The organism is Acinetobacter rudis (assembly GCF_000829675.1).
Taxonomy (GTDB): Bacteria; Pseudomonadota; Gammaproteobacteria; order Pseudomonadales; family Moraxellaceae; genus Acinetobacter; species Acinetobacter rudis.
Map to the genome: position 1 here is coordinate 15,447 of NZ_BBRX01000027.1, position 26,453 is coordinate 41,899.

Consider the following 26,453-nt stretch of genomic DNA (forward strand, 5'->3'; position numbering starts at 1 on the left):
TAAGACAACAATGATGCTTTTTAAATTTTTTAAAAAATTATAAAGCGACTTATCGTGCGTATAATTCGATGATCACCCCTGTAAAAGGTGTATTTTTAAGAAATTTTATTAGTTGTATATCACTATTTTTTTCAACTTTCAGACTCTCCCCAGAGTTTAATGGATAGTATTGCTGATCGAGTTCTAAGGTTATTGGCTGTGCATGGTTATAAATTAAAATGATCTCAGCACCACTATTCAATTCAATAGCTGTTAGGTCGCCATTAAATTTTTTCATTTGCGCCGAAAAGTGTGCTGCACTGTAAATTAAATTAAAATCTCGAACAGGACCATCAAGCAGTACAGACTCAATTACATCCTCCCCAGAGAAAGCACATACATCTAAGCCCTTAACCGTTTGCTGCAAACCTCGCTGCACAAAATTCAATCTTAACCCCTCGCCCTCTAAGATACTCAACAGGCGCTGCCGATCAGGAAAAATTGAGAATGGACCATTCGTAGAGACATCTGCCATGGAAATACGCCACAAGAACTGTTGCATGTCCTGCCCTGCATCTCGTGCCAATTCAATGGTACTGCCCAAACCATTTTTCCATGGCATGGTCTTATAATTAGCGGATGTCAATATTTGTATCATGATACAAACCGCCCCTCTAAACTATAACGACTTCCTGGGTAAATCAGTCTTGCACTAGATATCAACTGCTTATTACACCAAGTGCGGCGACGAATCTGCAAACAAGGCTCTGATTTATTTATTTTTAACCATTTACACTGTTCGGTTGTCGCCAAAATTGCATCCACCACATGCTGACCTTCGGTCATCGGTGTGTTGGCCATCAAATATGCATTCGGCGTGATTTGATGAAAATCCTGTTGCAAATATTCTGGCAGTAAAGCTGCATTCACCAAACGGTCTTCAATTTGCACAGGTACATCATTTTCAAAATGTAAAATCACAGAATGAAATAACACATCACCCACTCGTTTTTGCATCAACATGCTTTGCTCAGCATTGGCTTTAATTTTTTCTAAAACCAATATTTCAGCACGATGTACATGATTACGAGCAACAATTTCATCTGCGATATTATTAATCTGAAATAAGGCACTATGGCGTTGCCCTTCAGCGACAAAAGAACCAACTCCCTGAATACGCAGCAATAAACCCTCTTGTGTCAGTTCACGTAATGCCCGATTGATGGTCATACGACTGCAACCTAGATGCTTAACAAAATCGCTCTCAGAAGGTATTTTATCGTTACTCTTCCAACTCCCGTCATTGATCCGCTGCTGAATCTGTTTTTTTACGCGAGCATAGATCGGTAAAGGTTCATCATTTGTTGATAAATTAAAATCATCTAGGCTTAATTCGGTTGACATGCTCAAACTCAATTTCTCTTAATGCTATACTGAGTTTAGTCTATGTTCATTGTAGTTGTATATACAAGATTACATGAGATTAAATCCATTATCGCCATTGTTCATATGCAATGTTACTTGCCTCACAAGGAAGATCTGTATGGCCTATAAAATTCATGTCATTGATGTTAAGAATGCATTACAAAATTATATTTGGCTAATTGAGCACCAAGCTAGCCGTGAAGTCATTGCAATCGATCCAACTGAAGCGCATTTAGTACAACAATTTTGTCGTGATCACCAACTCACCCTAAAACAAATTTGGCTAACTCACTGGCATAAAGACCACATTGGTGGCGTACCACAACTGATCGCAGAACAACATATTTCAGTCTATGGACCACGCGCCGAACTCAGTAAGATCCCATTTATTGATCATCCACTTGACGACCAAGATCAAGTATATTTTCATGATCTTCGTGTCGATATTATTGCTGTCCCTGGTCATACCCTTGGACATATCGTTTATTTTATTGAAAGCTTAGAAAGCGTATTTTGTGGGGATACCCTATTTGCCATGGGATGTGGTCGCCTGTTTGAAGGTACTGCTGAACAAATGTTTCATAGCTTGAACCGACTGGCAGCATTACCCATACAAACACAAGTCTATTGCACACATGAATATACGCTTTCCAATGCCGAGTTTGCCATCACAGTTGAACCCAACAACCTTGCACTTCAACAACGTCTAGATCAAGTCCGCAAACAGCGCCAATATTCTGAAATCACTCTACCAAGTAGCATTGAACTTGAATTGGCGACCAATCCGTTTTTACGCGCTGAAAATCTAGCGGACTTCACCGAGCTTAGACAACGTAAGGATCATTTTTAAACCTTAAAATTTGCGTCTATTTTGATCAAAATATGCTGCTGTTGCATAAAACTGCACAGCATCATATTTATTTTCAGTGCATTGATTTAATCCTCTGTGTCATTTTCACTAACGTGATTCAGCTATTTTGTTACCAAGGGCTTACACTGACATTTTTCTTTACATTTTCAACAATAAAATCAATAAAATAAAATTAATAAATATCAGTGTCCTCATTTTGCATAAAAAAAGTAGAATTGAGCAAAAATAACAATACAAGCCATTGTTTAAAAACAATATTGTTGAAAATGCAAATTTCAAATACATTGATTTTTTGTAGCATTATTTTTATTTTGATACGAACATTCTGATGTATTTTGACCAGTTAAGCGTATGATAACTTTCATTGACCCTTTAAAAATTTGTAGATAACCCTTATTAATTTCCCATGCAAGCTTGAAGGAGATTTAGGATGAAAAAAGTCGTTAAAGCAAAAAACTTAATTGCATTTAGAATTTGGTTAGAAAAGCTAGGATACTCGGTGAAAAACTTAGCAGATGGTAAAGGTTTTACCTTTAGTTTTAAGAAAGAATATGGCTTAGTCACCTGTGATTTGGCTGGTAATTCATTGGCTGTTCAATTAGGTGAAGAGTTTGAGGACCACCTGAAAGCTTAAATTTATCTATTATGACTCAATATCATCTGGATATATGTGCTGTACTTGCAAGATTTTGATTGATTTTATACCTGTTGGACATTAGCTACATATGTAATCTTCATCACATCATTATTTTAAAACGAAGTTCCCTATTTAGGCACTACCTCATCGTAGTGCCTTTTTTATATATGGTGCGCACTTTTACTTAATTTAGAATCAGCTTTTCAGCAAATAAAGAATAAAAAAAAGGACAAGATAGTGATCTTGTCCTTATAAAATGGTGGGGGCGAAGAGACTCGAACTCTTACACCTTGCGGCGCTGGAACCTAAATCCAGTGCGTCTACCAATTTCGCCACGCCCCCAATATAAAACTATATATTTGGAATATTAACAACTTAATCTGGCAGAGGATCAAGGATTCGAACCTTGACGAACGGTTTTGGAGACCGTCATGCTACCATTACACCAATCCTCTATTTAACTTAACATCGTGATTTAAAGCCACTTCATGATATAAGTTGGTGGGGGCGAAGAGACTCGAACTCTTACACCTTGCGGCGCTGGAACCTAAATCCAGTGCGTCTACCAATTTCGCCACGCCCCCGATGGCTGTGTATATTATAGAGATCACTCAGAGCTGACAAGCTTTTTTCTCAAAAAAGATTATTGTTTGCTTAAATATAAAACAAAAATGTGTTTTTCATATATTTTTCAAACAACTCTCGCCAAATCAAGCCTTATTTCTTCAATATGCTGATAGCGTTGCGACTGATTTTTAGCCAACATACGCATTAAGATCGGCTGTAACATAGCAAAATCTCGATCAAGCTCTACAGATAAAAACTGACAGTGCCAATAAGCCCAATCGATGTAACTCCGACTCGGCCAACGTACATGATTCAGCCACTGCAACCATATTGCGCCTAACGCATAGATATCAGTCTGAATGGTTTTTTTCTTGGCATGGAAAAGTTCAGGTGCCATATAGCGAGGTGTCGCAGTTACTGTATTCTCAACCTGCACTCCGATCTCGACACATTGTTCAAAGTCAATCAAATAACACTGCTGTTGTTGTCGCCGAAAATGCTGAGTTTTTAAATCACCATGTACATAACCTTCATCGTGCAGCTGTCCCAATACATTTAAACTTTGAATTAAAAGATGCAGTTGGGTTGCAAAATTGAGCTCTGTAGGCACAAACAACGCCTGACTATCCGCAAGCATCAACGCGTGGGATACAAGATGTTCAGGTCCGCCAAGTATATGTGTAGACGGGATAAGTTGATGCGTTAAGCAAACAGATGCTGCGCTCGGCTTCATCAGTAATTTCTGCTGATGCAAAAGCTGTAGTTTTTGATAAACCCCTAACTCATGCTCAAAAGAAGTTTCACTTTTTACATCCACTCCTTTTACTTGTAATTTCAACCAATAAGCAGGCTGCTGATCCTGACAGTAATAAAGTAAACGTCCCGTAGCAAGATGATGGCTCATATTCTGCGCAGGATTCAGTTGCAAATACGCTTTTGGATTAAACACCAGCCGTATGTTCTCGTTGTAACTCCTCAAGTTTTGTATTGATGTCCGCTAGACAGTGCTCAATGGTTTTACCAATACGCGCATGTGTTTCAATACTAGATATTTTCGGCCAAGTTGCCTGCTCTCCTTCGCGTTGCAAGGAGTTAAATAAATTAGGTCTAGGGTTTTGCAACATATACATATAATGCTTTAGGTTAAACTGACCGATAATATTAACATCCCCATAATAGCGCTGATCGATAATGCCATAACCTTGATCAAGCATACGGCGTAAAGATGGCAACCGAGACATTCTGCTTCGGGTAAAATCCATCGTACTCATCGCAATACTCTTACCTTGCTCACGAATAATACGTTCAGGCCAACTCAGCAGGTCTTTACGGTAACGTTCTTCATCGGTTTGCATAAATGGCACAATGTGTGGATTCACTTGACAGGCAATGGTGTAATTTAAATTATACAGTTTACCCATGCGCTCTTGCGGGAAGTCACTTTGAACACTTCCATCCACCCAGCGTGTCTTCGCCATATATGGTGTATGCACGCCATCATAGCGTTTACTGGTTAAACGTACTGGCGGGAATAGCACTGGTACAGCACACGAAGCGAGCACAGCACTCCAAACCAACAAATCAGGGGAAGTATATTTATTCATAATCCTTGCTCCTTCAAGTGACACATCATAAGGAGCAACGGTAATATTGATATCAAGCCCCGAACGCTGATAGGCCTCTTCAAAAGTTACATCACCTAAATTCTCAATTAAAAATTTCTTTAAGTAACGTACATCTGCAACACCACCATTGCCCTTTAACATATCTTTTAATGAGCGGAACTTAAAAGCCTCACTATAAAAGTAGTCCCCTTTAAGTGTTGCCTGAATATCTTCTGGTGCGCGTGTTCCTAGCATGGCAGTCATAATTGCCCCCGCACTTGATCCAGACAAAACCTTTGGCAAAAGATCTTGTTCAAGTAAGGCCTTACATACGCCTGTATGAAATAAACCTAATGTTGCACCACCTGAAAACATAATTGCAGGTTGACCATAGGCTTTACTACAGTTATTAAAAAAGTTAAGTTTTTCTTCTAAACTCAGGCTGCTACAAGCAGCAGAGGCAATAAAAAGTAAGGAGTCACTGACTTCATCAATATAATCTTCAATAATTTTTTTAGTCCCGATATAGGTCGAACCATACAACATTGGATGGCCTATATTCCCGATATCGTAGCTAAAACCTTCACGTAAAATATAGATTAAATCCGTAATACGATTTTGACTACGATAACGCCGCAACATATTTAAGCGATAAGCAATAATTTCAGTATCAAAATAAGGTGAACTGTTATCATATTTCCACTCTTGCGCACCGGTCTCCTCATCCAGTTTTAACGCAATAGACTTCCATTCGTTATAATTTTGAGCCTGATTAAGTTGGCGTTTTAATTTTTTTATACGGTACGCTTGATGCGGATTCAGATCATGGTTGTAGTCTAAGATCATATGTACCTCTTGACATTTTTCGATTTATCAATTTAATCAATTCCTGTTTACCCTAGCGATCATATAAGGATATTGCCCAAGCTTAAAGTATTATTTTTTCCACTTCCGTTAAGCTGCACATCACTTTCAAGGTTTGCTACTATGTATGGATTTTAAATAAGTGAAGAATTTTATGGCAAGCCTTGATTTACCAGAAGATTTATTAAAATCTATATCGATAGTATTAGGACAACTCCAACAGGTCCTCCCCCCACCTATACAACAACCGGACTTTTCTGCGCCAGCTTTTTACTGGCAGGAAAAACAACTGAAACCTATTTTTCAACCAAAACAATTTCAATTAGATGACCTAATGGGTATCGATCGTCAAAAGAAAATTATTCTGCAAAATACAGAACAATTCTTAGCTGGCTTACCTGCCAATGACATCTTACTCACAGGCTCACGTGGTACTGGGAAATCCTCTGTGGTACGTGCACTATTGAGTCATTATCATGATCAAGGTTTACGCTTAATTGAAATCGAACGAGATGACCTATCAGATCTACCGCTGATTCAAAAACTCATTAAAGACCGCCCTGAAAAATTTATCGTGTACTGTGACGATTTGGCATTTAATGCTGAAGATGAAAACTACCGAAGTTTAAAAAGTGTTTTAGATGGCTCATTACAGTCAGGTGCAAATAATTTCATTATTTATGCGACCAGTAACCGCCGTCATCTACTGCCTGAGTTTATGTCTGAGAACACACCTATTACTCAAGTTGGCGTGCCGCAGTATAAAGAATTGCATCCACAAGAAGCGATTGAGGAAAAAATTTCTTTATCTGACCGCTTTGGTATCTGGCTGTCTTTCTACCCCATGGATCAGCAGTTATACTTGCAAATTATTGAACATTATCTTCTACGTGCAGGTTTGGCTTTTGATGAACATGTACGTGCAGAGAGTTTAAGATGGTGCCAAGCACGTGGACAACGTAGTGGCCGTGCAGCATACCAATTTTCTAAGCATTGGATTGGTTCACAATCACTGCAAGGCAAAAATACACAGTAATTGTCCTAAAATGCCTTATTGTTGTCCTGAAAGATATTGGAATAATACTTAACTTATCCATACGCTAAAAAGACTATGCCAGCGTATGGAAATAAAAATGAAAGTAAATCCACCAATATCAATATTGAGTAAGGTAATGGGGCTGGGCATGCTATGGGGAAAACCACTGGTAGATAGTGCCCTGTCTCATTCCACTCAGCCCTTTCAACAACACAATATTATTTTGCCGCGATTAGACGAAAAGTATTATAGCTGGACACAATACGGCATTTTTTTCCCCGTTTTGGATGAGCCATTTCGTTATTTAAATATTGTTATTTTACTTGGCACACCGAGTGCCCTTGCCTTTGATGCAACAGAAGATGATCAACAATCCCCTCGAGAACATGCATCTGTTTTTTCCAGTACAGCCAATACAGCACAACCCTTGCTCAAGGCATATGTGATTCCAGAGGAAACACATATTCAAAATGATGGCCACCTACTACAGTTTGGTAAAGAAATTACCATCAGTGGTGCATTGCCACATATTGAAGTTCATGGAGAATACAACCAACTTAAATTCCATTTCTTTCTACATATTAGCAACCAAGTATCTTGGTTTATTAAAACCCCGGTATATGATCATTTCAGCTTACTCAGCCAATATCATGGTCATATTGAATATAATCAACAGCGCATTGAACAAAAGGGTTTGTGTAGTTATGAGTACGCACGTGCTGTAGGTTTGCACAGCTTAATTCAAACAAAAATTAGTGATCAGTATAAAATCCCTATCGATTTTTTTACCCACCAAATCATTAATATTGATGAACAGACTCAGATTATACTCACACAAGCCAACCTAATTAACACACCTGCTGTGGTGAGTATGCATGTACGTCGCCTCAACCAAAATAACGAGGTTTATCAGCAAGTAACTTTCAAGGTCATTGCCCATCATTTAGATGAGTTCAGCTCACCGAGTGGCGAAAAAATGCGCCTACCCAAGAACTTTTCTTGGCAAGCTCTTGATGAACAAGGCAACGAGTTTTTTGAAATTTTTGCCACTGCTGATGCACCGTTTCACTACGGTCGTGGCCGCGGCTATGTCAGTAGTTTTCAATATAACGGCCATTTTCATCAACAAAAAATTAAGGGCCGTGGCTATATGGAGTACATTAATGTTGAAGACCAAAAAAGCTTTATAGACGATCTTGAAGAAATTACCGAAGTCGAAATCTAAAAACATTAAACCCAGTTCAGTGAACTGGGTTTAATTAAATTATATATTCTTTTGAATTGCTGTTTTACCTGCGTGAGCTCGCATTATAAATCTGCTGTGCTGCAGGTAAATTTTTACGCATATCATCGATACGTTTACTGTTTGCTGGGTGAGTCGATAAGAATGATGAACCTTGAGCACCATCCATCTTTTCCATTTTTTCCCATAAAGTCACAGCAGCTTTAGGGTCATATCCAGCACGTGCCATAAGCATTAAACCACCAACATCAGCACGACTTTCCAAACTACGTGAATACGGCAAACCTACTCCAACTAAGCCACCTAACTCTAAAGCAGAACCGAGGTTGCCAGCTCCAGCACCTGCTGCATAACTAGAACCAATCCCAATGGCAAGGCTGGTCAAGGCCTGTGCACCAATCTTACTTTTAGAGTGCTCTTCTAATGCATGTGTCATTTCATGACCCATAATCGCAGCAATTTCGTTATCAGTAAGTTTGACCTTTTCTACAATCGCAGTATAGAACACCACTTTGCCTCCTGGGGCAACATAAGCATTCATCGTATTTGATTTTAATACAGCCAATTTCCAGTCAAAGGGTGCACCGGTTTGATTGAGCTGATCAGCATAAGGTTTCATACGTAAAAACACTGCATTAACACGGCGATAAGTATTAGAGCTGGTGTCTAAAGTACGATCTGCTTGAGCTTTTACAATGGTCTCATTAAATGCTTTGGCTGACATAGCATTTAGGCTTTGAGTGTCAGCTCCTGCCAGATCGGCCATCGTCGTACACCCAGACAAAGTCACCAAGCCAGCAAGCAACACAGCAATGGCCGATTTATTCCACATATCTAAACTCCAGATAAATATTACTTATATTTTTCAATATTATAGACAAAATATTAAATCATTAAAATCATCACATTATGGAGAACATATACACGTTATGTAAAATCATAGTGTTCTAAATTAAATTTGCCACTCTAAGTAACCAATATATAAGACAAATTACATTCAATATCAAATAAAACCAACTTAAATGAGCAACCTTATCTTCAACGATAGGACTCTGTCTTTTAATGAGTAAGAATATATTCTGTATAAAAATAATCGGCAATAGGACACATGCAAGCAAAACCGTAAGACTAATAAATGCACTAAAAAACAACTCAGGATCAGCTACACGCTCTGTACTGAGCCACATGGCAATTGTCGGTGCTCCTCCTAAAGCGAAAATAAAGGAATGAAAAATTGTTTTGGAAATATTAGGCAGTAATTTCATCTTTAAACACTCATAAGCTTGTACTGAGTTTGATCGATGAGCACAAACAGATAACACTGGACTTTAGTCTGATAAGTCTTATTTTTAACTGAATATTTTTACATCAAGATCAAAAACAACAAAGCCCTGTATTCACAGGGCTTCATTTTACTTAAAGCCAAACTCAACTTAAGTTCAGCCCAAAGCACATATTATGCGTCAAATGGATGACGTATAACAATGGTCTCAGCACGATCAGGACCCGTTGAAATAATATCAATTGGGCATTCGATCAATTGCTCTAAGCGTTTTACATAAGCCAAAGCATTCGCTGGAAGTTGGTCAACTTGAGTTAGACCCACTGTAGACTCGCTCCAACCTGGCATAGTTTCATAGATTGGTTTTAAAGTTTCAAATGCCAAAGCATCAGAAGAGCCGGCACAACCACAGTCTTCAGACTCATAACCTACACAGATTTTCACTTCTTCTAAACCGTCAAGTACATCAAGTTTAGTCAAGCAAATACCAGACAATGAGTTTACATCAACTGAACGACGTAGAATTTCTGCGTCGAACCAACCACAGCGGCGCTGACGACCAGTAGAAGCACCAAATTCATGGCCTACTGTACCTAAATGTTTACCAATTGCATCGCCCACGTCATTCGCAGCGTCATAAACCAACTCAGTTGGGAATGGACCTGCACCTACACGTGTTGTATATGCTTTAGTAATACCAAGGACATAGTCAAGGTGTAATGGACCTAGACCAGAACCAGAACTTACCCCACCAGCAGTGGTATTTGAAGATGTAACATACGGATATGTACCATGGTCAACATCAAGTAAAGAACCTTGTGCACCTTCAAACATCAAGTTTTCACCATTTTTACGTAATGTGTGCAATTCACTGATTACATCAATTACTAATGGAGCTAAAACTTCACGCCATTGATCACATAGCGCCAATACATCTTCAAGTTGAACAGCTTCAACGCCGTAAAATTGAGTCAATTGGAAATTATGGTATTCAAGCAACTCAACTAAAAGTGCTTTTAAATGTTCACCACCACGAATCAAGTCAGCAACACGAACTGCACGGCGCGCAACTTTATCTTCATACGCTGGACCAATACCACGACCAGTTGTACCAATTTTGGCATTTCCACGTTTTTTCTCACGTGCTTGGTCTAAAGCAATGTGGTTCGGTAAAATCAATGGACAGTTTGGAGACACACGTAAGCGCTCTTTAACTGGTACACCTTCTTGTTCAAGGATGTTCATTTCCTCGATCAATGCTGCTGGTGAAAGTACCACACCATTACCGATTAAGCACATCACGTTTTCACGCAAAATACCTGACGGAATGAGGTGTAATACAGTCTTTTTACCACCAACTACGAGTGTATGACCCGCGTTATGACCACCTTGATAGCGAATTACCGCAGCCGCTTGATCGGTGAGCAGGTCGACGATTTTACCTTTACCTTCGTCACCCCATTGGGTACCGAGTACCACAACATTCTTGCCCATAATAGCCTCATTACATCATGCTGTTAAAATTGCAACCTAGTGGGCAACTTGCCCACCATGTCATTAAATTTGTTCAACGGCCCACTGTCCATTGATGTGTTGTAGTCGATGCGTCGCATAGGCAACCGAATCCACATCATCTTGACCTAAAAGCTGTATCACATTGCGGCCTTCTGCACGCAATTGAGCGATTGCTTCCAATAGATCTTGCTGGCTTCCCTTAGGAGCAACCACCACTGAAACAGGTTCAAACTGACCTGCACACAGCGCATAAAGATCGCAACTAAAACCAGTCGCTGGACGTGCACGCCCAAAGTGTTTACCAATACCATCATAACGACCACCTTGGGCCAAAGGTGCTGCACGATGGGGTGCATACACGGCATAGGTCAGTCCAGTGTGGTAGTGGTAAGAACGCAGCTCGACCACATCTATACCAATATGTAGATTTGGCCAACGCTTTTGAATTTCAGCACTTGTCGTTGCTAAAGCATTAAATGCCATCGCAAACTCATCATCCGCCCACACTTGTGGACTTAAGTTTTGACGCAATGCATTTAAATCACTGGCATAACGCCCTAATGCATTAAAATCTGCACCACAAGGTAAATCATGTGTGTAGGCAGCAAGTTCAGGCAGAGCTTTGCGCTGATATAGATCAGACAAATGTTGTTCTGCGTCTTTATCTAAGTTGGCATGTTTTACCAAGCTTCTAAATAAACCCACATGACCTAAATCCAAATGGATTCCGTCAGCAAAGCCTGCATGCTCAAGTAAACTCAGCATCAAATCTACAAGCTCAACATCTGCATCAATACAACTTGAACCAAATAACTCAGCACCTAACTGTAAGGGTGCACGGTTGGTATTAAAACCTTGTGGTTTAGTATGTAAGACAGTACCTGCATAGCAATAACGTGCAATGCCTTCGACTGGATGCACATGTGCGTCGATGCGTGCAACTTGCGGCGTCATATCCGCACGTACACCAAGCAAACGACCACTGAGCTGATCGATAATTTTAAATGTGGCAAGATCTAAATCTTGATTTGAATCACTAATAGAAGAAAGTGATTCGATGTATTCAATAAATGGGGTATACACCAGCTGATAACCTCGACGAGCGAGGAAATCCAATGCTTTACGGCGCAAAGTTTCTATGACTTGCGCCTGCTCTGGTAGTACATCAGCTACACCATCAGGTAATAACCAGGTCTCTGCAATCGGCATGTTGTAAACCTAAATATTTGCCAAAGCGGTCGTTTCCGCATAAAAAAATCGGGAACACACCCGATTTCTCTAAGTCTAGCACGATCAACCAAACCATGCATCAGAGTTTTTATATTATTATTGATTTATACAAGTTCATCCCAAACAAAGGAAACTAACAATGCCATCAATCGACTTAATCGCACACAATAATACTGCTTGGGATCAGCAATCCAAACAAAATAGCCCGTGGTCTCAACCAGTTAGCTCAGAGCAAGTTGCTGCAGCACGTCAAGGTGAATGGCAAATCCATCTCACACCTTCCCCGCTTCCACACAAATGGTTAGGCAATATTCAAGGCAAAAATATCCTGTGTTTGGCTTCCGCAGGCGGTCAACAAGCACCGATTCTTGCAGCAGCTGGTGCGCAGGTAACAGTATTTGATTTATCTGCTGAGCAATTGGCCAAAGATAAAATGGTGGCTACACGTGATGACTTAGCTCTACAACTGGAACAAGGTGATATGCAGGATTTATCACGCTTTGCTCATGCCAGTTTTGATTTGATCATTCATCCAATTTCCAATCAGTATGTACCTGATATTGAACGTGTATGGAAAGAATGCCATCGCGTACTTAAAGCTGGTGGCGCATTATTATCTAGCTTTTTTAATCCAGTCATTTTTATTGCCGATCGCGACCCAAGTTACGCTGAACAAGGCTTAATTAAACCCTGTTATAAACTTCCCTATGCCGATATAAATGACCTTGAACCCGCTGCCTTACAACATAAAATTGAGCAACAACAGGCCATGATCTTTGGACATAGCCTGCTCAGTCAAATTCAGGGACAGCTACAAACAGGTTTAGTACTGGCTGATTACTTTGAAGAAATGCAACCATATCCCCGCTTCGAAATTGAAAAGTATATACCGAGTTTCATCGCAACACGCAGTATAAAGCTCAATGAATAACAGCTTATCATGCTATGTCTTTCCATAAAATCAGTCCAATGAATCAAGCTTAAGGCCTTAAACTGTACTCAGATCAATTGTATTGAGCACGTCTTGAGTCAAACTTAACTCACTAATCATTTGCAATGCAGCAAGAAGTGTATATTGGACTGTTTGGGCATCCACTGCATGTTCGGCAAATTGAAGGGATTTAGTCGCTGTTGCGTCACTCACCACAACAGTTTCATAACCCAACTCAAGTGCAGCTCGTGTAGTCGCATCAACACACATATGCGTCATCATTCCAGTAATGAGCAGTTGACTCACCCCCATCTGTTTTAGGTGCTGTTGTAATGTGGTTTGGAAAAAACTGTTCGGAAAATGCTTGATAATAATTGTTGAATCTTCATCAATCTTAAGATCAGCATGCAACTTAACACCATCCGTATCTTGCACAAAAAATGCAGCATCAGGATCTTTAAAAATATGCTGTATATAAATAATAGGTTGTTTTGCTTGAATGAAGTGCTGTTCTAATCGATTAATATTGTTCAAAGCATCTTCTGGATGATGTAGCTCCATCTTACCGTTGGCAAAATAATCATTTTGTACATCAATCACCAATAATGCAGTTTTTTTCATTAGGCTATACTCATCAGGTTAAGTATTTAAATTAGCAGGGAAAATCATAGTGATGAATAACTTGATGAAAGAGATCATTCCTCAAGCCTTTCACACTGAAAGTTCGTTATAAAGGAATCAATATGTCTCTACCACTCGATACTACAGATCGTAAAATTTTAAAACTCTTACAAGGCAACTCTCGCTTGAGCCATAAGGATATTGGCCTACGAGTTCATCGCACTGGTCAGGCCGTTGGCCAACGAATTAGTCGGCTGCAAGCGCTCGGATATATTCAGAAATATACGATACAAGTCCAACATGAACACACTCAATTCATTCGACTCATGATGCAAAACAATCAATTTGAAAGTTTTGAACAATTTATTAATCAGCAAGAACAACTCACAGCATGCTACAAAACCTCTGGTTCAGCTTGCTATATGATCATCACCCATTTCACTGAAACTGAATTCCGTTTTTTTATTGAACAGTTATCACACTGGGGGCATTATTCAGTAGATACTGTGATTAAAGAGATCGGGACAGATGCCTATCCCGTTTAGCCAAATAAAGTACTCAGTACAGAGCTAAGCTTTACTCGCACTATATTGCACAGCAAAAACACTAATCAGTACAACAACTAGACCCAGTAAAGCTACACCAGTAATACTTTGCGATAAAAATAGCCAACCCAACAAGATCGCTGTTAAAGGGCTCAGTAATCCAAGCGATGCCACAGCAACAGCGGGTAAACGGGCAACGCCACGAAACCAAAGTACATAAGCCAATAATGCCCCGATCAAGCACAGATAGACATAACCCATGATTTGATGGCGATTGAGTTCAGGTAAAGCTGGGTCAAATACATAAGCGATTGGGAATAACATCAGGCCACCCAATAACAATTGCCAACCTGTTAAAGCTTGTACTGACATTGGAATCTTCCAGCGCTGAGTCAACCACACGCCTGCGGCCATACTCGTTGCACCCAATAGCGCAGCAAGCATACCTATCGGTTCAAATACTGTTTCTGGCGACAAAAGTAAAACCGCCATACCCACTACCCCCATACTCGCCGCGATTAAAGCCATTTTATTGGGTGCTTTACTGTCCACAGCCCATATCAGTCCCATCAATATTAAGGGTTGCACAGCACCTAAAACCGCAGCCAAACCACCTGGTAAACGATATGCAGCCACAAAGAGTAAGGCTTGAAAAGCACTAATATTTAAAATAGCTAACACAGTTAATCGCCAGAAATCTTGTTTGCGGGGAAATTGTCTAGCCCATAACAACAATACTAAGCCAGCAGGCAGTACGCGTATTAAAGCTGCAGTAAAAGGTCGGTCTGCAGGTAAAAGCTCTGAAGCAACAATATACGTTGACCCCCAAATCATAGGCGCCAAGGCTGTCAATAAAATATCGCGGATATATGTAGTGGATTGAGAATTTTGCATGATTTTATCTTCAATTCAAGATAAAATACAGATTGATTTAAATATATCTTGAAGTCAAGACAAATGAGTAAAAAAGATTCTCCAACAAGCGATGCAGTAGATGCAATTTTAAAGCAATGGTCTCGTGAACGACCTGAACTCGACTTAAGCCCCATGGCTGCGATTGGGCGAATTCAACGCTGTGCCGCCCTTTTACAAATACAGCTTGATCAACATTTTGCCCAATATGGCCTCAGTTTGTGGGAGTTTGATATGTTGGCTGCCTTACGCCGTTCAGGTCAGCCTTACTGCTTGAGCCCAACAGAATTATTTTCAACACTGATGGTGACTTCAGGTACGATGACACATCGTTTAAAACGTATGGAAAGTACTGGTTTAATTCAACGTGTTGCCAATCCCGCTGATGCACGAAGCATGTTGGTCAAATTAACGGAGCAAGGTCTAAAGTTGATTGACCAAATGATTACTGGACACGTGGAAAATGAACAAAATATACTCGCAGACATGAGCCATGCCGATATTGAGCTCTTAGATCAACAATTAGCGAAGTTATTAAGTGTATTAGAGGCTCAACGTCAGTCTTGAGATCAAGAAAAGGCTCACAGTCATATTGTCAAAGACGACTGTGAGCCCCAATTGATCCAAACATCAACTACAGTTTAAAGATTAATATTTTGCTCGTAGAGTCAACATAAAACTGCGTGGATCACCATAGTAATTACCACTGCCCAGTGAACCGAGTTTTTTATAATAAGTTTTATCAAAGATATTATTTACATTTACGCTGACATTAATTTGATCGGACACTTTATAGTTTGCAAATGCATTCCATAAACCATAGCCACTTTGTACGATATCTATTTGTTCCTTCGCCTTATTTTGGGCAATATTCTTGGTTTCACTTTGTAAACTCACACCACCGCCAAGCGTTAGACGTTGGTCATACATCGGCAAAGTATAACTCCCCCAAAGTTTAAAAATATGTTTAGGTGTGAAGGGACTATAAGTATCGCCACTTTGAAATTTTATATCATTGAGATACTCAGTTTTATTGAAAGTATAACCCGCAGTTAAATGTAGATTATCCAACAACTCCCCAGTAAATTCAGTTTCAAAACCTTGGCTACGTACTTTGCCCGCATTGGCATAGCATTGACCACTCACCGCAGGACACTTCAGTTCTGTATCTGGGACTGCCAAAGCACGGTTATCTTCATCTATACGAAATAACGCAGCCGTGATCATGGCCTTACCATTCCATAGCTCTTGCTTCATGCCTAATTCATAATTTGCGCCTACCGCTGGATCTAAAGGATCACCCTCAAGCGTATAGTAATTGGTTTGCACTTTGAAAGTATCAGCATAACTTGCATACACTGAAAGCTGATCCGTGAGCTCATAAACAATACCGCCATAGGGAGTTAAGACATTTCGATCTTCATATGCACTGGTTTTAGCGCCAGTCGAAATTGTTCGATTTACAAACTTCCAATGACCTAAACGCGCTCCGATTACAACGTGTAAAGGTTCGATTGGATTTAGCCGTGTCATGGCATAAAAAGCTTTTTGAGTGGTTTCTCGTTGTGTCGTCGTTGGAACATGCGGCATATCAGGACGATACACATTATACGGATCAAAGTCTTCCAAGCTCACCGCTGGAATTTTAATTGGATCTAACATTAGCCAAGGACGAGGTTCCTCTAAGCGCTGCATGTTATACCCCAATACCACATCATGACTTCGACCAAATGCCTTAAACTGACCATTTAAAGCGGCATCAAAGCCATAATCTTCAATTTTCATGTCTCCGCTAAAATAACCTGTAAGTTGATCAAATACATGTGTATCGAGATTAAGATTATTGCCATCATAAAAAGCACGTTGATAATTCAAAATCCGATTTTCATATTGTCCATTGATTTTAAACGACCAATCCTCATTAAATCGGTGTTCTATACCTGCAAATAACGAATGTGAATCAATCTCCCAACGATTCCATGCTGCACCTAGGTATTTAGTTTTATCAATTTTGCTGTCACTCCCATCTGCATTTCGTGGGACACCGGTTATTTCAGGTATTGCTTCACGACGGTCATATGTTGCTCCGAATGTTAAAGTTGTACTGGGCAATAAATCATATTCAACAATACCGTATAAAGCTAAATTTTCATTTTCAGCAACATCATAAAAATAGTCTTTGTTTTCATAGTCAGCAACAAAACGACTACGCAAGCGATTGTCTTCTAAGAAGGTATTCGATATATCAAATGTCGCTCCCCAAGTGCTCCAAGAGCCGGCCTTTAACGCAACATTGATTTGATCTTCAGCCAAAGGTTTTTTTCTAACCAAGTTAATCACACCTCCTGGTTGTCCTGCCCCTGTTAATAAACCTGCTGCACCACGTTGAATCTCGATTTGCTCATACATGGCCAGACTATCTATTTCGCGCTCAGCACCAGAAGCATAACCAGAATTCATACCATCTTTTTGTACAGCAACCTCGAAGCCCCGACTATAATAGGTTGCATTGACGTTGCCTGAGCTTTGCACTGTCATTCCTGTGGTCTGTGAAATAGCCTGATCAACTGTTGCCCAGCCACTATCTTCTATTCTTTTAGCGGTAATAACACTTACAGACTGAGGATTCTCTTTTATAGATTGTTCTAACTTGCCGAGCGAGAGCTTGTTGGCTTTATAACCCTCTTCTTTGTTGGCATATAACGTAATCGTTGGAAGTTGTACACTATCCTCTGATAAAGATGCTGAAGCAGTATCAGCATAAACGACATGATTCACAGCCCAAACTGAAAATAGTGCAAGCTGTATCGCTCTAACTATTGGTTTAATCGTGTTTTCTTTCCCATTAACATTCAATATAAACATAGAAATTTCCATAAAGTGAGAATATAAAAACTCACAACAAGTTTTTAGGTCTTATGGATTTGTCGTTTATTAAATGAAAAAGTATCAATAAAATTAGAAATTTAGATAAATACGTTCAGAATATTTATTTTATTTATAAAGTTGTTGCAAGGCATTGCTCAAACAACTTCAGAATCCCTGTCATCAAAGCAAAAACTCCTAAGAAAACAAAAACAATCATGCTCAGTCGTTGACGACGAGAAAGCGCCTCTGTAAGTAAAATACAGCATTGACTTAACTTCGCAGTAGATAAACTCAGGCTGCGTTGAATAGCCGTTGAAACTTTTTCTTCAACAGGCGAAACCAAAGGTTGATCGGACTGAATCAACTGATACTCACCTTCTGCTAAGTCTGCATAAAACAACAATGTTCTCGCATGGCTAAAACTATTTTTGCTTGCGCGCCCGATTGAATGCTGTAATTTAATCTCGCGTCCTGTTGAACACTCAACAATACTTGGTTTAGAAAAGTCTTCAGGTAACCGTTGACCGATTGGGCCCTCAAGCCAAATCGCAATCGTCATAGTTTGTTTCATGTTAAAGCGTAGCGGTAAGGCATTTAAGCTCACCTTTTCTAAGACACGCGCACGAAAAACCTTAAATACTAGGACAAAAGCACGATAAAGTAGATATAGCCCCAAGAGTACAGACGCTATAGCACCAGTAATAATTAAAAGTTTCATACACAATAAACTTGCTTAAATCCCTTAAACATCCGCAGCAATGGTACAACTGATAACATCACATAAATCAAGCAAGCGATTAGCATACCCCCACTCGTTATCATACCAAGCAAAAACTTTGGCTTGTTGCCCCACGATCATGGTTTGCCCTAAATCTACAATCAAAGAATAAGGTGAATGATTAAAATCACTTGAGACCAAAGGCTCATCTGTAACTTGCATAATTTCAGCATATTCATGATGAGCGGCTTGGACAAGCACCTCATTTAAACGTTCAACATCTATCGCCTGTTGTGCCACAAAACTCAGATCAATAGCCGCAACATTGATCGTGGGTACACGAATCGAATAACCATCGATACGATTATCCATTTTAGGTAAAACTTGCTTTAATGCACCTAATGCTGATGATGTCGTTGGAATAATATTCTGTCCTGAAGCACGTGCACGGCGTAGATCTCGATGTGCTTGATCCAGTACGGTTTGATCCGCAGTAACTGCATGGATTTCTGTCATTAGTGCTGTTTCAATCCCAAACGCATCATCAATGATTTTAACCAAAGGTACCAGTGCCTGCGTGGTACAAGAAACACTTGAGATGATTTGATCACTCATTTTTAATTCATGATGATTGACCCCATAGACAATCGCTGCATCAACACTATCAAATGGGGCTGCTCCAATCACCACACGAGTTGCCCCTGCGTGTAAATGTTGGCTCGCTGCAGCACGAGAGCGAAATAAACCACTACATTCTAATACAGTATCTACGTCTAATGACTGCCATGGCAATTGGGCTGGAAGTTCAACACGTAGAACTTCAACTCTTGCACGAAGCCCCACGCTCTCAATCAATAGATAATCACTTTCAGATTCTCGTAATATCTCTACTGACCCAGGAAACCGTCCATGAGTGCTGTCATAACGAAATAAATGCGCTAAGGTTTCTACATCTGCAATATCATTAATGGCCACAATTTCAAATTGAAAGTTTTTCGGGTTTTCAAACCACGCACGCAGTACATTGCGTCCAATTCGACCAAATCCATTGATAGCCACACGTTGCATCAGTCTTCTTCCGCCTTAAACCATATTCAAGTCGCTGCTATGTTATCGGATTTTTAATGCTTACAGACAATTATGTTGGTCATATTCATGCAATAATTCACAAACGTTCAAGAGTGCCATACAAGAAGTTTAGAGTTGTCATTCTTATGCAACTGAGAAAACCTTAGAATTGTCAACGAAACAACTGAAAATCGTTGGTCACACTAGCTTTTTCCGTTATAATTCGTCGTTTTTAACTTATAAGCCGCGTATATCTTGCTGTATTGCACTTTACTTTTTTCAAAGCAAAGTACAATTGCGATAAGATATGCATTTAGCCAAATTCAAAAAATATGGAGTGACTTGGTCGTGAGTACTCGTTCTATGACATCTGCAGAAATCCGTGAAGCCTTTTTGCGCTACTTCGAAACACAAGGACATACGCGTGTCGCATCGAGCTCTTTAGTGCCAGCTAACGATCCTACGCTCTTGTTTACCAATGCCGGAATGAACCAGTTCAAAGACTGCTTCTTGGGCCTAGAGAAACGTGATTATGTTCGTGCAACATCTTCACAAAAATGTGTACGTGCTGGTGGTAAACATAACGACCTTGATAACGTTGGGTATACTGCGCGTCATCATACGTTTTTCGAAATGCTTGGTAACTTTTCTTTTGGTGACTATTTTAAACAAGATGCCATTAAATTTGCTTGGGACTTCTTAACCTCGGAACAGTGGTTAGGTCTACCTAAAGATAAGCTTTACGTTACGGTTTATCATACCGATGACGAAGCATTTGATATATGGAATAAAGACATCGGCTTAGATGCTTCACGCATTATTCGTATCGGTGATAATAAAGGCGAAAAATACGCATCAGATAACTTCTGGGCCATGGGTGATACTGGCCCTTGTGGTCCTTGTTCTGAGATCTTCTTTGATCATGGCGATCATATCTGGGGCGGTCTACCTGGTTCAGCTGAAGAAGATGGCGACCGTTTTATTGAGATCTGGAATAACGTCTTCATGCAGTTTAACCGTACTGCTGATGGCGTATTACACCCTCTTCCTGCTCCATCTGTAGATACTGGTATGGGACTTGAACGTGTTTCTGCGGTATTGCAACACGTCAACTCAAACTATGAAATCGACCTATTTCAGCACCTGCTTAAAGCTGCAGCTGAAATTATTGCTGTAGATGTTACTGCACTACAAGCAGAAGCTGCCCAGAAAGGCGTAGCATTTGACTACCCTGCCTCACTTAAAGTTGTAGCTGACCATGCGCGTTCATGTTGTTTCCTCATTGCTGATGGTGTAAATCCATCAAATGAAGGTCGTGGTTATGTATTGCGTCGTATTATTCGCCGTGCAGTACGTCATGGTAACAAAATGGGCGCAACAGGAACTTTCTTCTATAAAATGCTCAAGCCATTGATTGAAGTTATGGGTACAGCTTATCCAGAACTTGAGCAGCTTAGTGAACGCATTGAAAGCATCCTAATTCGTGAAGAAGAGTTATTCGCTAAAACATTAGAGCAAGGTCTTAAATTGCTTGAAGGTGAATTGGCAAATCTCAAAGGAAAAGTCATTGCGGGTGAAACAGTATTTAAACTCTATGATACTTATGGTTTCCCAACTGACTTAACCGCAGACATCGCCCGTGAACGTGGGCTTGAAATCGATGAAGCTGGCTTTGAAAAAGAAATGGCCGCACAGCGTCAACGCGCTCGTGATGCAGGTAAATTTGCTGTTGACTACAACAGTGTTGTGAACGTAGACAGCGAAACTCAGTTTGAAGGCTATGACGCTACCCAAGGTCAGGGCAAAATCATTGCTTTATATAAAGATGGTCAAGAAGTAAATGAAGTCCATGAAGGTGATGAAGCGCTGATCGTACTTGATCAAACACCATTTTATGCAGAAAGTGGTGGTCAAGTTGGTGATACTGGTCTATTTAAAAATGACAGTGGCATTTTTGAAGTGCAAGACACCAAAAAATCAGGTGCAGCTTTTGTACACCAAGGTATCGTCACCATGGGCAGCCTGAAAGTTCAACAGGCTGTAGAAGCAACAGTACAAGCTGACCTCCGTGTTGCTACTGCACGCAACCACTCTGCAACACATTTATTACACGCCGCACTTCGCCAAATTTTAGGTGAGCATGTACAACAAAAAGGCTCATTGGTTGCAAGTGATGTACTGCGTTTTGACTTTGCTAACGACCAACCTGTGAGCTTTGAAACACTGCAACAGGTCGAACGTCTAGTTAATGCTGAAATTATTGCAAACTCAGTTGTCAATACTGAACTATTAGCTATTGATGCTGCAAAAGAAAAAGGCGCAATGATGTTGTTCGGTGAAAAATACGGCAACGAAGTTCGCGTACTTTCAATGGGATCGATCATTGATGAGAAAAATTTCTCGATTGAACTCTGTGGTGGTATCCACGTAAAACGTACGGGTGATATCGGTCTGTTTAAAATCACTTCAGAAAGTGGTGTTGCTGCTGGTATTCGTCGTATCGAAGCTGTAACTGGTAGCAAAGCACTTGAATTGGTGCAAAAAGCGGATAGCGATATCCAACAGATCAATGGCTTCCTCAAAGCCCAAAAAGATCAAACTGTAGAACGTGTTCAAGCTGCTGTAGAACAAAACTCTCTATTGCAAAAGCATATTGAACAGCTCAACCAAAAGTTGGCAAACTTACAAGCAAATGAACTTTTAGGCCAAGTTCAAACTATTGCAGGTCGTTCTACTCTGATCACCCATGTAGAAGGGATGGATGCGAAAGCATTACGTCACTTACATGATGGTATTAAGTCTAAATTAGACAATGCAGTGATTGTTTTAGTTGCAACCGATGCTGACAAAATCAGCCTGATCGCCTCTGTTGCTAAAGCTTATACTGCAAACATTAAAGCAGGTGACATCATCAAACACCTCGCAACTGAGCTTGGTGGTAAAGGTGGTGGTAAACCTGACTTGGCACAAGGTGGCGCGCCACTTAACGAGAAATTTGATGCAGTGATGGCTAATCTCCCAGCTTGGCTAGCACAGCACTAATTTCACCTTTTGTGTAATTGATCTTGGTGTGGCCACCGAGATCATGGCTTATATGGAACAACTATGGCTTTAATCGTTCAAAAATATGGCGGTACTTCAATGGGAACACCCGAGCGCATTTTAAATGTTGCTCGTCGTGTTAAGCGCTGGCACGACCACGGTCATAAGGTGGTTGTGGTGGTTTCGGCAATGAGTGGTGAAACCAACCGCTTATTGGCGCTTGCTAAAGCCATTACCGACACCCCAGACCCACGTGAAATCGATCAAATGGTGTCTACCGGTGAACAAGTGACGATTTCCATGTTAGCGATGGCGCTCAATACCATTGGTGTAGAAGCTCAGTCTTTAACCGGCCGCCAAGCTGGCATCAAAACAGACAATGCCTTTAATAAGGCTCGTATCGAATCAATCGATAACGAAGTGATGATGCAGCATCTGAATGCAGGTCGAGTCATCGTAGTTGCTGGTTTCCAAGGTGTTGACGATGAAGGCAATACAACGACTTTAGGTCGTGGTGGTTCAGATACAACAGGTGTTGCAATTGCGGCTGCTTTAAAAGCTGATGAATGTCAGATTTATACCGATGTTGATGGTGTTTACACCACTGATCCACGTGTTGCACCAAAGGCGAAAAAAGTTGACCGCATTTCTTTTGAAGAAATGCTCGAAATGGCGTCTCTAGGCTCGAAAGTTTTACAAATTCGCGCTGTTGAATTTGCAGGGAAATATCAAGTACCGCTACGTGTACTTTCTAGTTTTGATAATGACACAGATGGTGCATTTGATGAGACGTTTAAGAATAACGTCGGCACACTCATTACTACTGAATCGGAAGACAATATGGAACAGCCAATCATTTCAGGAATTGCGTTTAATCGTGACGAAGCTAAACTTACTATTTTAGGTGTTCCAGACGAACCAGGCATTGCTGCTAAAATTTTAGCACCGATCGGTGCTGCGAATATTGAAGTCGATATGATCATCCAAAACGTTGAAGAAGATGGTACGACTGATTTCACTTTCACGGTAAATCGTGTTGATTTGGCAAAAGCAACTAAAATCCTACAAGAAACTGCAAACAATATCGGAGCACGTGAAGTAGCAACGCGTAACGACATTGTCAAAGTATCAATTGTGGGTGTGGGAATGCGTTCTCATGCAGGTGTTGCAAGTAAAATGTTTACAGCGCTTGCAGAAGAAGGTATTAATATCCTTATGATTTCAACTTCAGAGATTAAAATCTCTGTAATTATTGATGAAAATTATCTGGAGTTGGCTGTACGAACTTTGCACACAACTTTTGGTTTAGATCGTGAACACGGTGAATCAAGCGCACGTGCTTAATTATTAAACAGATAAGCCCTGTTTATCGCTCTAAATCTCAACAAAAAGTAGAGCCAGCATAGTTTTTTTTATGGTGGCTCTGATATATTAGAACGCGTAGTTTTAGAAAGTTCCAACAGTCATTGAAAAATCGAGTAATTCGTCACAATAAACTGTTAGAATTTCGTCTGATACCGAGGTTGTTATTTTCAATTTAGAAAAAAACTATCGCAGGTTTAGCGCTTAAGCAAGGAGATAAACATGCTGATTCTGACCCGTCGTGTCGGAGAAACATTAATGATTGGGGATCAAGTCAGTGTAACTGTGCTTGGTGTTAAGGGTAATCAAGTTCGTATTGGTGTGAATGCACCAAAAGAAGTTTCTGTACACCGTGAAGAAATCTATCAACGAATTCAACACGAGCGTGCGATGCATGAGCACCTACAGCACCTTGATCAGGATTATCAACCTTCTTTTGAAGACGATAATTTCTCACAGAACAATTTCAATCGCTAAGAATTCAATGTTCTCCACGATTAAAGCGGCTTTATAGCCGCTTTAAACTTTTTTAAAGATCACTCTGTTGAACTTACTGCCCTTTTTCAGCCTCTAGGGCTTTACGCACAGGTGCATAGCTACGACGATGCTCAGCAATCACACCATGCTCAGCAATCGCTTCAAAATGCGCTTTAGTTGGGTAACCCTTATGTTTAGCAAATCCATAATCTGGATATAACTGATCAAGTTCAACCATTTGTTGATCGCGTGTTACTTTGGCCAATATACTGGCAGCACTGATCTCTGCATGACTCAAATCCCCTCCAACGATAGCTTCACAGTCAATACTTATGCCCTTGGGAATTTGATTACCATCCACAATAACTTTGTTCGGCTGAATACTTAACCCCTCAACTGCACGGCGCATCGCAAGAAAAGTTGCTTGTAAAATATTATGCTCATCAATCTCTGTATGCGTCGCTTCAGCAATTGACCAAGCTAAAGCTTTTTCTTGAATTTCAATAAATAATTTTTCACGTTTTTTTGCGGTCAATTTCTTAGAATCTGTCAAACCTTCGATTGGTTGCAAAGGATCTAAAATAACAGCAGCTGCAACGACTGATCCAATCAGTGGACCACGTCCAGCCTCATCCACCCCTGCAATATAGATTTGCTTCATGTTTAATTTATATCTCACCATATTTTAAGCGAGGTATTTTAACACGAAGCACCAACGAACATGGCTAAAAAACCTTGAGAAAATCTAGGCTAAAGACGTGGAGATCTACTTAGACTTCGTAGTTGCTGAAAAAATAATATCATCGTTGCAAAAATGAGTCTCATCGTTAACGATTTGCTTCTTTTTCAATACCGCAACATTCTTTAAGATGCGACAAATGCAATTATTCATCATATGGACCTCAAAAGAATGAATACAAAAACGCAATATTACACCCGTACAGCCCAATTCCTGCACTGGATTATGGCGATTATTTTTATCGCCGCTTGGGTAATTGGGTTTTATAGTGGTAACTTTCTGAGTTACGACACTGATGGTAGTTTTAAAGGTGAAGTGATTACCCTGCACAAAAACGTTGCTGTACTGATTATCTTTTTAGTCGTTGTACGTATTTTTTGGCGATACACCCATCCTGCTCCAGACCTACCAGCGACAATGTCACCTTTAATGCAAAAATTAGCGCATTTAGGACATCTTATGCTTTATCTGATGTTACTTGCCTTACCAATCAGTGGCGCACTATTTAGCTGGAGTGCAGGACATCCTGTGCCGATTATCTATTTGACAGAATTTCCTCGTCTACTACAAGAAAACCCTGAAATCGTTGCAATTGTACGCCCACTACATGTATATCTTTCTTGGTTTGCGGGTCTATTGATTGCTGGACATGTATTGGTTGCATTAAAACATCATTTTATTGATAAAGACCATGTATTAAAAAGTATGATTGGACGTGATCAATAATAAATTTACTCAACCATGAATATTCATACATCTCGAGTAACCAGCTAGTTATAGCTTAAAAACTTATCCAAAACGTCAGTATTTTAATTGAATATAAAAAATCCCTCACCTTATCCAAGGGAGGGATTTTTTATATTCAACTTGCAGTGTGATCTGTAGTTATAAAAGTATTGATTTGATCAAATGGAGCT

At 40.1% G+C, this 26,453-nt stretch carries 25 protein-coding genes and 3 tRNA genes; 11 read left to right on the top strand and 17 right to left on the bottom strand.

The window, feature by feature from the left end; translation table 11 throughout:
* Positions 1 to 49 precede the first annotated feature (49 nt).
* Positions 50 to 637, bottom strand: coding sequence for a HutD/Ves family protein (locus Aru01_RS07860; RefSeq protein ID WP_016655623.1), 588 nt, complete (start codon positions 635 to 637; stop codon positions 50 to 52).
* Positions 634 to 1,383 (bottom strand): histidine utilization transcriptional repressor HutC, encoded by a 750-nt coding sequence (gene hutC / locus Aru01_RS07865; RefSeq protein ID WP_016655622.1) that lies wholly within the window; start codon positions 1,381 to 1,383, stop codon positions 634 to 636. Before hutC ends, Aru01_RS07860 begins: the two co-directional genes overlap by 4 nt.
* A gap of 139 nt (positions 1,384 to 1,522) precedes the next feature.
* On the opposite strand from hutC, the gene gloB reads away from it, so the two are divergent.
* On the top strand, positions 1,523 to 2,254 hold the full coding sequence (gene gloB / locus Aru01_RS07870) for a hydroxyacylglutathione hydrolase (RefSeq protein ID WP_016655621.1): 732 nt from the start codon (positions 1,523 to 1,525) through the stop codon (positions 2,252 to 2,254).
* A 451-nt stretch (positions 2,255 to 2,705) separates the two neighbouring features.
* The gene (locus Aru01_RS07875; RefSeq protein ID WP_016655620.1) at positions 2,706 to 2,909 is read left to right on the top strand and encodes a hypothetical protein; all 204 of its coding nucleotides are present in this window, start codon (positions 2,706 to 2,708) and stop codon (positions 2,907 to 2,909) included.
* Positions 2,910 to 3,169: 260 nt separating this feature from the next.
* On the opposite strand, the gene Aru01_RS07880 is transcribed toward Aru01_RS07875, so the two are convergent.
* The 5 genes from Aru01_RS07880 to Aru01_RS07900 form a co-directional block, all read right to left on the bottom strand.
* Positions 3,170 to 3,254: transfer RNA gene (locus Aru01_RS07880), tRNA-Leu, on the bottom strand.
* A gap of 39 nt (positions 3,255 to 3,293) precedes the next feature.
* A tRNA-Trp gene (locus tag Aru01_RS07885) sits at positions 3,294 to 3,367 on the bottom strand.
* A 44-nt stretch (positions 3,368 to 3,411) separates the two neighbouring features.
* Positions 3,412 to 3,496: transfer RNA gene (locus Aru01_RS07890), tRNA-Leu, on the bottom strand.
* A 107-nt stretch (positions 3,497 to 3,603) separates the two neighbouring features.
* Positions 3,604 to 4,428, bottom strand: a complete 825-nt coding sequence (locus Aru01_RS07895; protein ID WP_016655619.1) for a protein kinase domain-containing protein — start codon at positions 4,426 to 4,428, stop codon at positions 3,604 to 3,606.
* A complete protein-coding gene (locus Aru01_RS07900; RefSeq protein WP_016655618.1) occupies positions 4,421 to 5,929 on the bottom strand; it encodes a DUF3336 domain-containing protein in 1,509 nt (502 codons plus the stop codon). The genes Aru01_RS07895 and Aru01_RS07900 overlap by 8 nt, the downstream gene beginning before the upstream one ends.
* Before the next feature lie 172 nt (positions 5,930 to 6,101).
* Between Aru01_RS07900 and Aru01_RS07905 the strand changes: the two genes are divergently transcribed.
* Positions 6,102 to 6,983, top strand: a complete 882-nt coding sequence (locus Aru01_RS07905) for an ATP-binding protein (protein ID WP_016655617.1) — start codon at positions 6,102 to 6,104, stop codon at positions 6,981 to 6,983.
* A 97-nt stretch (positions 6,984 to 7,080) separates the two neighbouring features.
* On the top strand, positions 7,081 to 8,208 hold the full coding sequence (locus tag Aru01_RS07910) for a DUF6670 family protein (RefSeq protein WP_040331097.1): 1,128 nt from the start codon (positions 7,081 to 7,083) through the stop codon (positions 8,206 to 8,208).
* Positions 8,209 to 8,272: 64 nt separating this feature from the next.
* Here the strand turns inward: Aru01_RS07910 and Aru01_RS07915 are convergent, their stop codons facing one another.
* The 4 genes from Aru01_RS07915 to Aru01_RS07930 form a co-directional block, all read right to left on the bottom strand.
* Positions 8,273 to 9,058, bottom strand: a complete 786-nt coding sequence (locus Aru01_RS07915) for a M48 family metallopeptidase (protein WP_016655615.1) — start codon at positions 9,056 to 9,058, stop codon at positions 8,273 to 8,275.
* Between the two features lie 115 nt (positions 9,059 to 9,173).
* A complete protein-coding gene (locus Aru01_RS07920; protein ID WP_016655614.1) occupies positions 9,174 to 9,491 on the bottom strand; it encodes a hypothetical protein in 318 nt (105 codons plus the stop codon).
* Between the two features lie 191 nt (positions 9,492 to 9,682).
* Entirely contained in the window at positions 9,683 to 11,002 is a 1,320-nt protein-coding gene (locus Aru01_RS07925; protein WP_016655613.1) for an adenylosuccinate synthase, read from the bottom strand.
* Positions 11,003 to 11,065: 63 nt separating this feature from the next.
* Positions 11,066 to 12,232 (bottom strand): ATP phosphoribosyltransferase regulatory subunit, encoded by a 1,167-nt coding sequence (locus tag Aru01_RS07930; RefSeq protein WP_016655612.1) that lies wholly within the window; start codon positions 12,230 to 12,232, stop codon positions 11,066 to 11,068.
* A gap of 160 nt (positions 12,233 to 12,392) precedes the next feature.
* Between Aru01_RS07930 and Aru01_RS07935 the strand changes: the two genes are divergently transcribed.
* Positions 12,393 to 13,184: a class I SAM-dependent methyltransferase gene (locus tag Aru01_RS07935; protein ID WP_016655611.1), complete on the top strand. Its 792-nt coding sequence runs from the start codon at positions 12,393 to 12,395 to the stop codon at positions 13,182 to 13,184.
* A gap of 57 nt (positions 13,185 to 13,241) precedes the next feature.
* On the opposite strand, the gene Aru01_RS07940 is transcribed toward Aru01_RS07935, so the two are convergent.
* Entirely contained in the window at positions 13,242 to 13,805 is a 564-nt protein-coding gene (locus Aru01_RS07940) for a cysteine hydrolase family protein (protein ID WP_016655610.1), read from the bottom strand.
* A gap of 122 nt (positions 13,806 to 13,927) precedes the next feature.
* Between Aru01_RS07940 and Aru01_RS07945 the strand changes: the two genes are divergently transcribed.
* Complete coding sequence (locus tag Aru01_RS07945; RefSeq protein ID WP_016655609.1) at positions 13,928 to 14,350, top strand: Lrp/AsnC family transcriptional regulator; 423 nt, start codon at positions 13,928 to 13,930, stop codon at positions 14,348 to 14,350.
* Between the two features lie 24 nt (positions 14,351 to 14,374).
* On the opposite strand, the gene Aru01_RS07950 is transcribed toward Aru01_RS07945, so the two are convergent.
* Positions 14,375 to 15,244, bottom strand: coding sequence for an EamA family transporter (locus Aru01_RS07950; RefSeq protein ID WP_016655608.1), 870 nt, complete (start codon positions 15,242 to 15,244; stop codon positions 14,375 to 14,377).
* A gap of 63 nt (positions 15,245 to 15,307) precedes the next feature.
* On the opposite strand from Aru01_RS07950, the gene Aru01_RS07955 reads away from it, so the two are divergent.
* Positions 15,308 to 15,829, top strand: a complete 522-nt coding sequence (locus Aru01_RS07955) for a MarR family winged helix-turn-helix transcriptional regulator (RefSeq protein WP_016655607.1) — start codon at positions 15,308 to 15,310, stop codon at positions 15,827 to 15,829.
* An 81-nt stretch (positions 15,830 to 15,910) separates the two neighbouring features.
* Here Aru01_RS07955 and Aru01_RS07960 read toward each other — a convergent pair whose 3' ends face one another.
* The 3 genes from Aru01_RS07960 to Aru01_RS07970 all read right to left on the bottom strand — a co-directional run bounded on the left by Aru01_RS07960 (position 15,911) and on the right by Aru01_RS07970 (position 19,916).
* Complete coding sequence (locus tag Aru01_RS07960) at positions 15,911 to 18,127, bottom strand: TonB-dependent siderophore receptor (RefSeq protein ID WP_016655606.1); 2,217 nt, start codon at positions 18,125 to 18,127, stop codon at positions 15,911 to 15,913.
* A gap of 133 nt (positions 18,128 to 18,260) precedes the next feature.
* On the bottom strand, positions 18,261 to 18,848 hold the full coding sequence (locus Aru01_RS07965; RefSeq protein ID WP_016655605.1) for a hypothetical protein: 588 nt from the start codon (positions 18,846 to 18,848) through the stop codon (positions 18,261 to 18,263).
* 24 nt (positions 18,849 to 18,872) lie between these two features.
* A complete protein-coding gene (locus Aru01_RS07970; RefSeq protein ID WP_016655604.1) occupies positions 18,873 to 19,916 on the bottom strand; it encodes a type I glyceraldehyde-3-phosphate dehydrogenase in 1,044 nt (347 codons plus the stop codon).
* 348 nt (positions 19,917 to 20,264) lie between these two features.
* On the opposite strand from Aru01_RS07970, the gene alaS reads away from it, so the two are divergent.
* The 3 genes from alaS (at position 20,265) to csrA (ending at position 24,797) form a co-directional block, all read left to right on the top strand.
* The gene (gene alaS / locus Aru01_RS07975) at positions 20,265 to 22,958 is read left to right on the top strand and encodes an alanine--tRNA ligase (protein WP_171068160.1); all 2,694 of its coding nucleotides are present in this window, start codon (positions 20,265 to 20,267) and stop codon (positions 22,956 to 22,958) included.
* A 63-nt stretch (positions 22,959 to 23,021) separates the two neighbouring features.
* The gene (locus Aru01_RS07980) at positions 23,022 to 24,302 is read left to right on the top strand and encodes an aspartate kinase (RefSeq protein WP_016655602.1); all 1,281 of its coding nucleotides are present in this window, start codon (positions 23,022 to 23,024) and stop codon (positions 24,300 to 24,302) included.
* A 240-nt stretch (positions 24,303 to 24,542) separates the two neighbouring features.
* On the top strand, positions 24,543 to 24,797 hold the full coding sequence (gene csrA, locus Aru01_RS07985; protein ID WP_004989721.1) for a carbon storage regulator CsrA: 255 nt from the start codon (positions 24,543 to 24,545) through the stop codon (positions 24,795 to 24,797).
* A gap of 73 nt (positions 24,798 to 24,870) precedes the next feature.
* Here csrA and rnhB read toward each other — a convergent pair whose 3' ends face one another.
* Entirely contained in the window at positions 24,871 to 25,479 is a 609-nt protein-coding gene (rnhB, locus tag Aru01_RS07990; protein WP_303621051.1) for a ribonuclease HII, read from the bottom strand.
* Positions 25,480 to 25,707: 228 nt separating this feature from the next.
* On the opposite strand from rnhB, the gene Aru01_RS07995 reads away from it, so the two are divergent.
* Positions 25,708 to 26,262, top strand: a complete 555-nt coding sequence (locus tag Aru01_RS07995) for a cytochrome b (protein WP_016655600.1) — start codon at positions 25,708 to 25,710, stop codon at positions 26,260 to 26,262.
* Positions 26,263 to 26,453: the final 191 nt, after the last annotated feature.

Excerpts from the sequence above, each read along its gene's own strand:
- Aru01_RS07860 (WP_016655623.1), bottom strand. The coding sequence starts at position 637 with ATGATACAAATATTGACATCCGCTAATTATAAGACCATGCCATGGAAA.
- hutC (WP_016655622.1), bottom strand. The coding sequence starts at position 1,383 with ATGTCAACCGAATTAAGCCTAGATGATTTTAATTTATCAACAAATGAT.
- gloB (WP_016655621.1), top strand. The coding sequence starts at position 1,523 with ATGGCCTATAAAATTCATGTCATTGATGTTAAGAATGCATTACAAAAT.
- Aru01_RS07875 (WP_016655620.1), top strand. The coding sequence starts at position 2,706 with ATGAAAAAAGTCGTTAAAGCAAAAAACTTAATTGCATTTAGAATTTGG.
- Aru01_RS07900 (WP_016655618.1), bottom strand. The coding sequence starts at position 5,929 with ATGATCTTAGACTACAACCATGATCTGAATCCGCATCAAGCGTACCGT.
- Aru01_RS07905 (WP_016655617.1), top strand. The coding sequence starts at position 6,102 with ATGGCAAGCCTTGATTTACCAGAAGATTTATTAAAATCTATATCGATA.
- Aru01_RS07910 (WP_040331097.1), top strand. The coding sequence starts at position 7,081 with ATGAAAGTAAATCCACCAATATCAATATTGAGTAAGGTAATGGGGCTG.
- Aru01_RS07915 (WP_016655615.1), bottom strand. The coding sequence starts at position 9,058 with ATGTGGAATAAATCGGCCATTGCTGTGTTGCTTGCTGGCTTGGTGACT.
- Aru01_RS07920 (WP_016655614.1), bottom strand. The coding sequence starts at position 9,491 with ATGAAATTACTGCCTAATATTTCCAAAACAATTTTTCATTCCTTTATT.
- Aru01_RS07925 (WP_016655613.1), bottom strand. The coding sequence starts at position 11,002 with ATGGGCAAGAATGTTGTGGTACTCGGTACCCAATGGGGTGACGAAGGT.
- Aru01_RS07930 (WP_016655612.1), bottom strand. The coding sequence starts at position 12,232 with ATGCCGATTGCAGAGACCTGGTTATTACCTGATGGTGTAGCTGATGTA.
- Aru01_RS07935 (WP_016655611.1), top strand. The coding sequence starts at position 12,393 with ATGCCATCAATCGACTTAATCGCACACAATAATACTGCTTGGGATCAG.
- Aru01_RS07940 (WP_016655610.1), bottom strand. The coding sequence starts at position 13,805 with ATGAAAAAAACTGCATTATTGGTGATTGATGTACAAAATGATTATTTT.
- Aru01_RS07945 (WP_016655609.1), top strand. The coding sequence starts at position 13,928 with ATGTCTCTACCACTCGATACTACAGATCGTAAAATTTTAAAACTCTTA.
- Aru01_RS07950 (WP_016655608.1), bottom strand. The coding sequence starts at position 15,244 with ATGCAAAATTCTCAATCCACTACATATATCCGCGATATTTTATTGACA.
- Aru01_RS07955 (WP_016655607.1), top strand. The coding sequence starts at position 15,308 with ATGAGTAAAAAAGATTCTCCAACAAGCGATGCAGTAGATGCAATTTTA.
- Aru01_RS07960 (WP_016655606.1), bottom strand. The coding sequence starts at position 18,127 with ATGTTTATATTGAATGTTAATGGGAAAGAAAACACGATTAAACCAATA.
- Aru01_RS07965 (WP_016655605.1), bottom strand. The coding sequence starts at position 18,848 with ATGAAACTTTTAATTATTACTGGTGCTATAGCGTCTGTACTCTTGGGG.
- Aru01_RS07970 (WP_016655604.1), bottom strand. The coding sequence starts at position 19,916 with ATGCAACGTGTGGCTATCAATGGATTTGGTCGAATTGGACGCAATGTA.
- Aru01_RS07980 (WP_016655602.1), top strand. The coding sequence starts at position 23,022 with ATGGCTTTAATCGTTCAAAAATATGGCGGTACTTCAATGGGAACACCC.
- csrA (WP_004989721.1), top strand. The coding sequence starts at position 24,543 with ATGCTGATTCTGACCCGTCGTGTCGGAGAAACATTAATGATTGGGGAT.
- rnhB (WP_303621051.1), bottom strand. The coding sequence starts at position 25,479 with ATGGTGAGATATAAATTAAACATGAAGCAAATCTATATTGCAGGGGTG.
- Aru01_RS07995 (WP_016655600.1), top strand. The coding sequence starts at position 25,708 with ATGAATACAAAAACGCAATATTACACCCGTACAGCCCAATTCCTGCAC.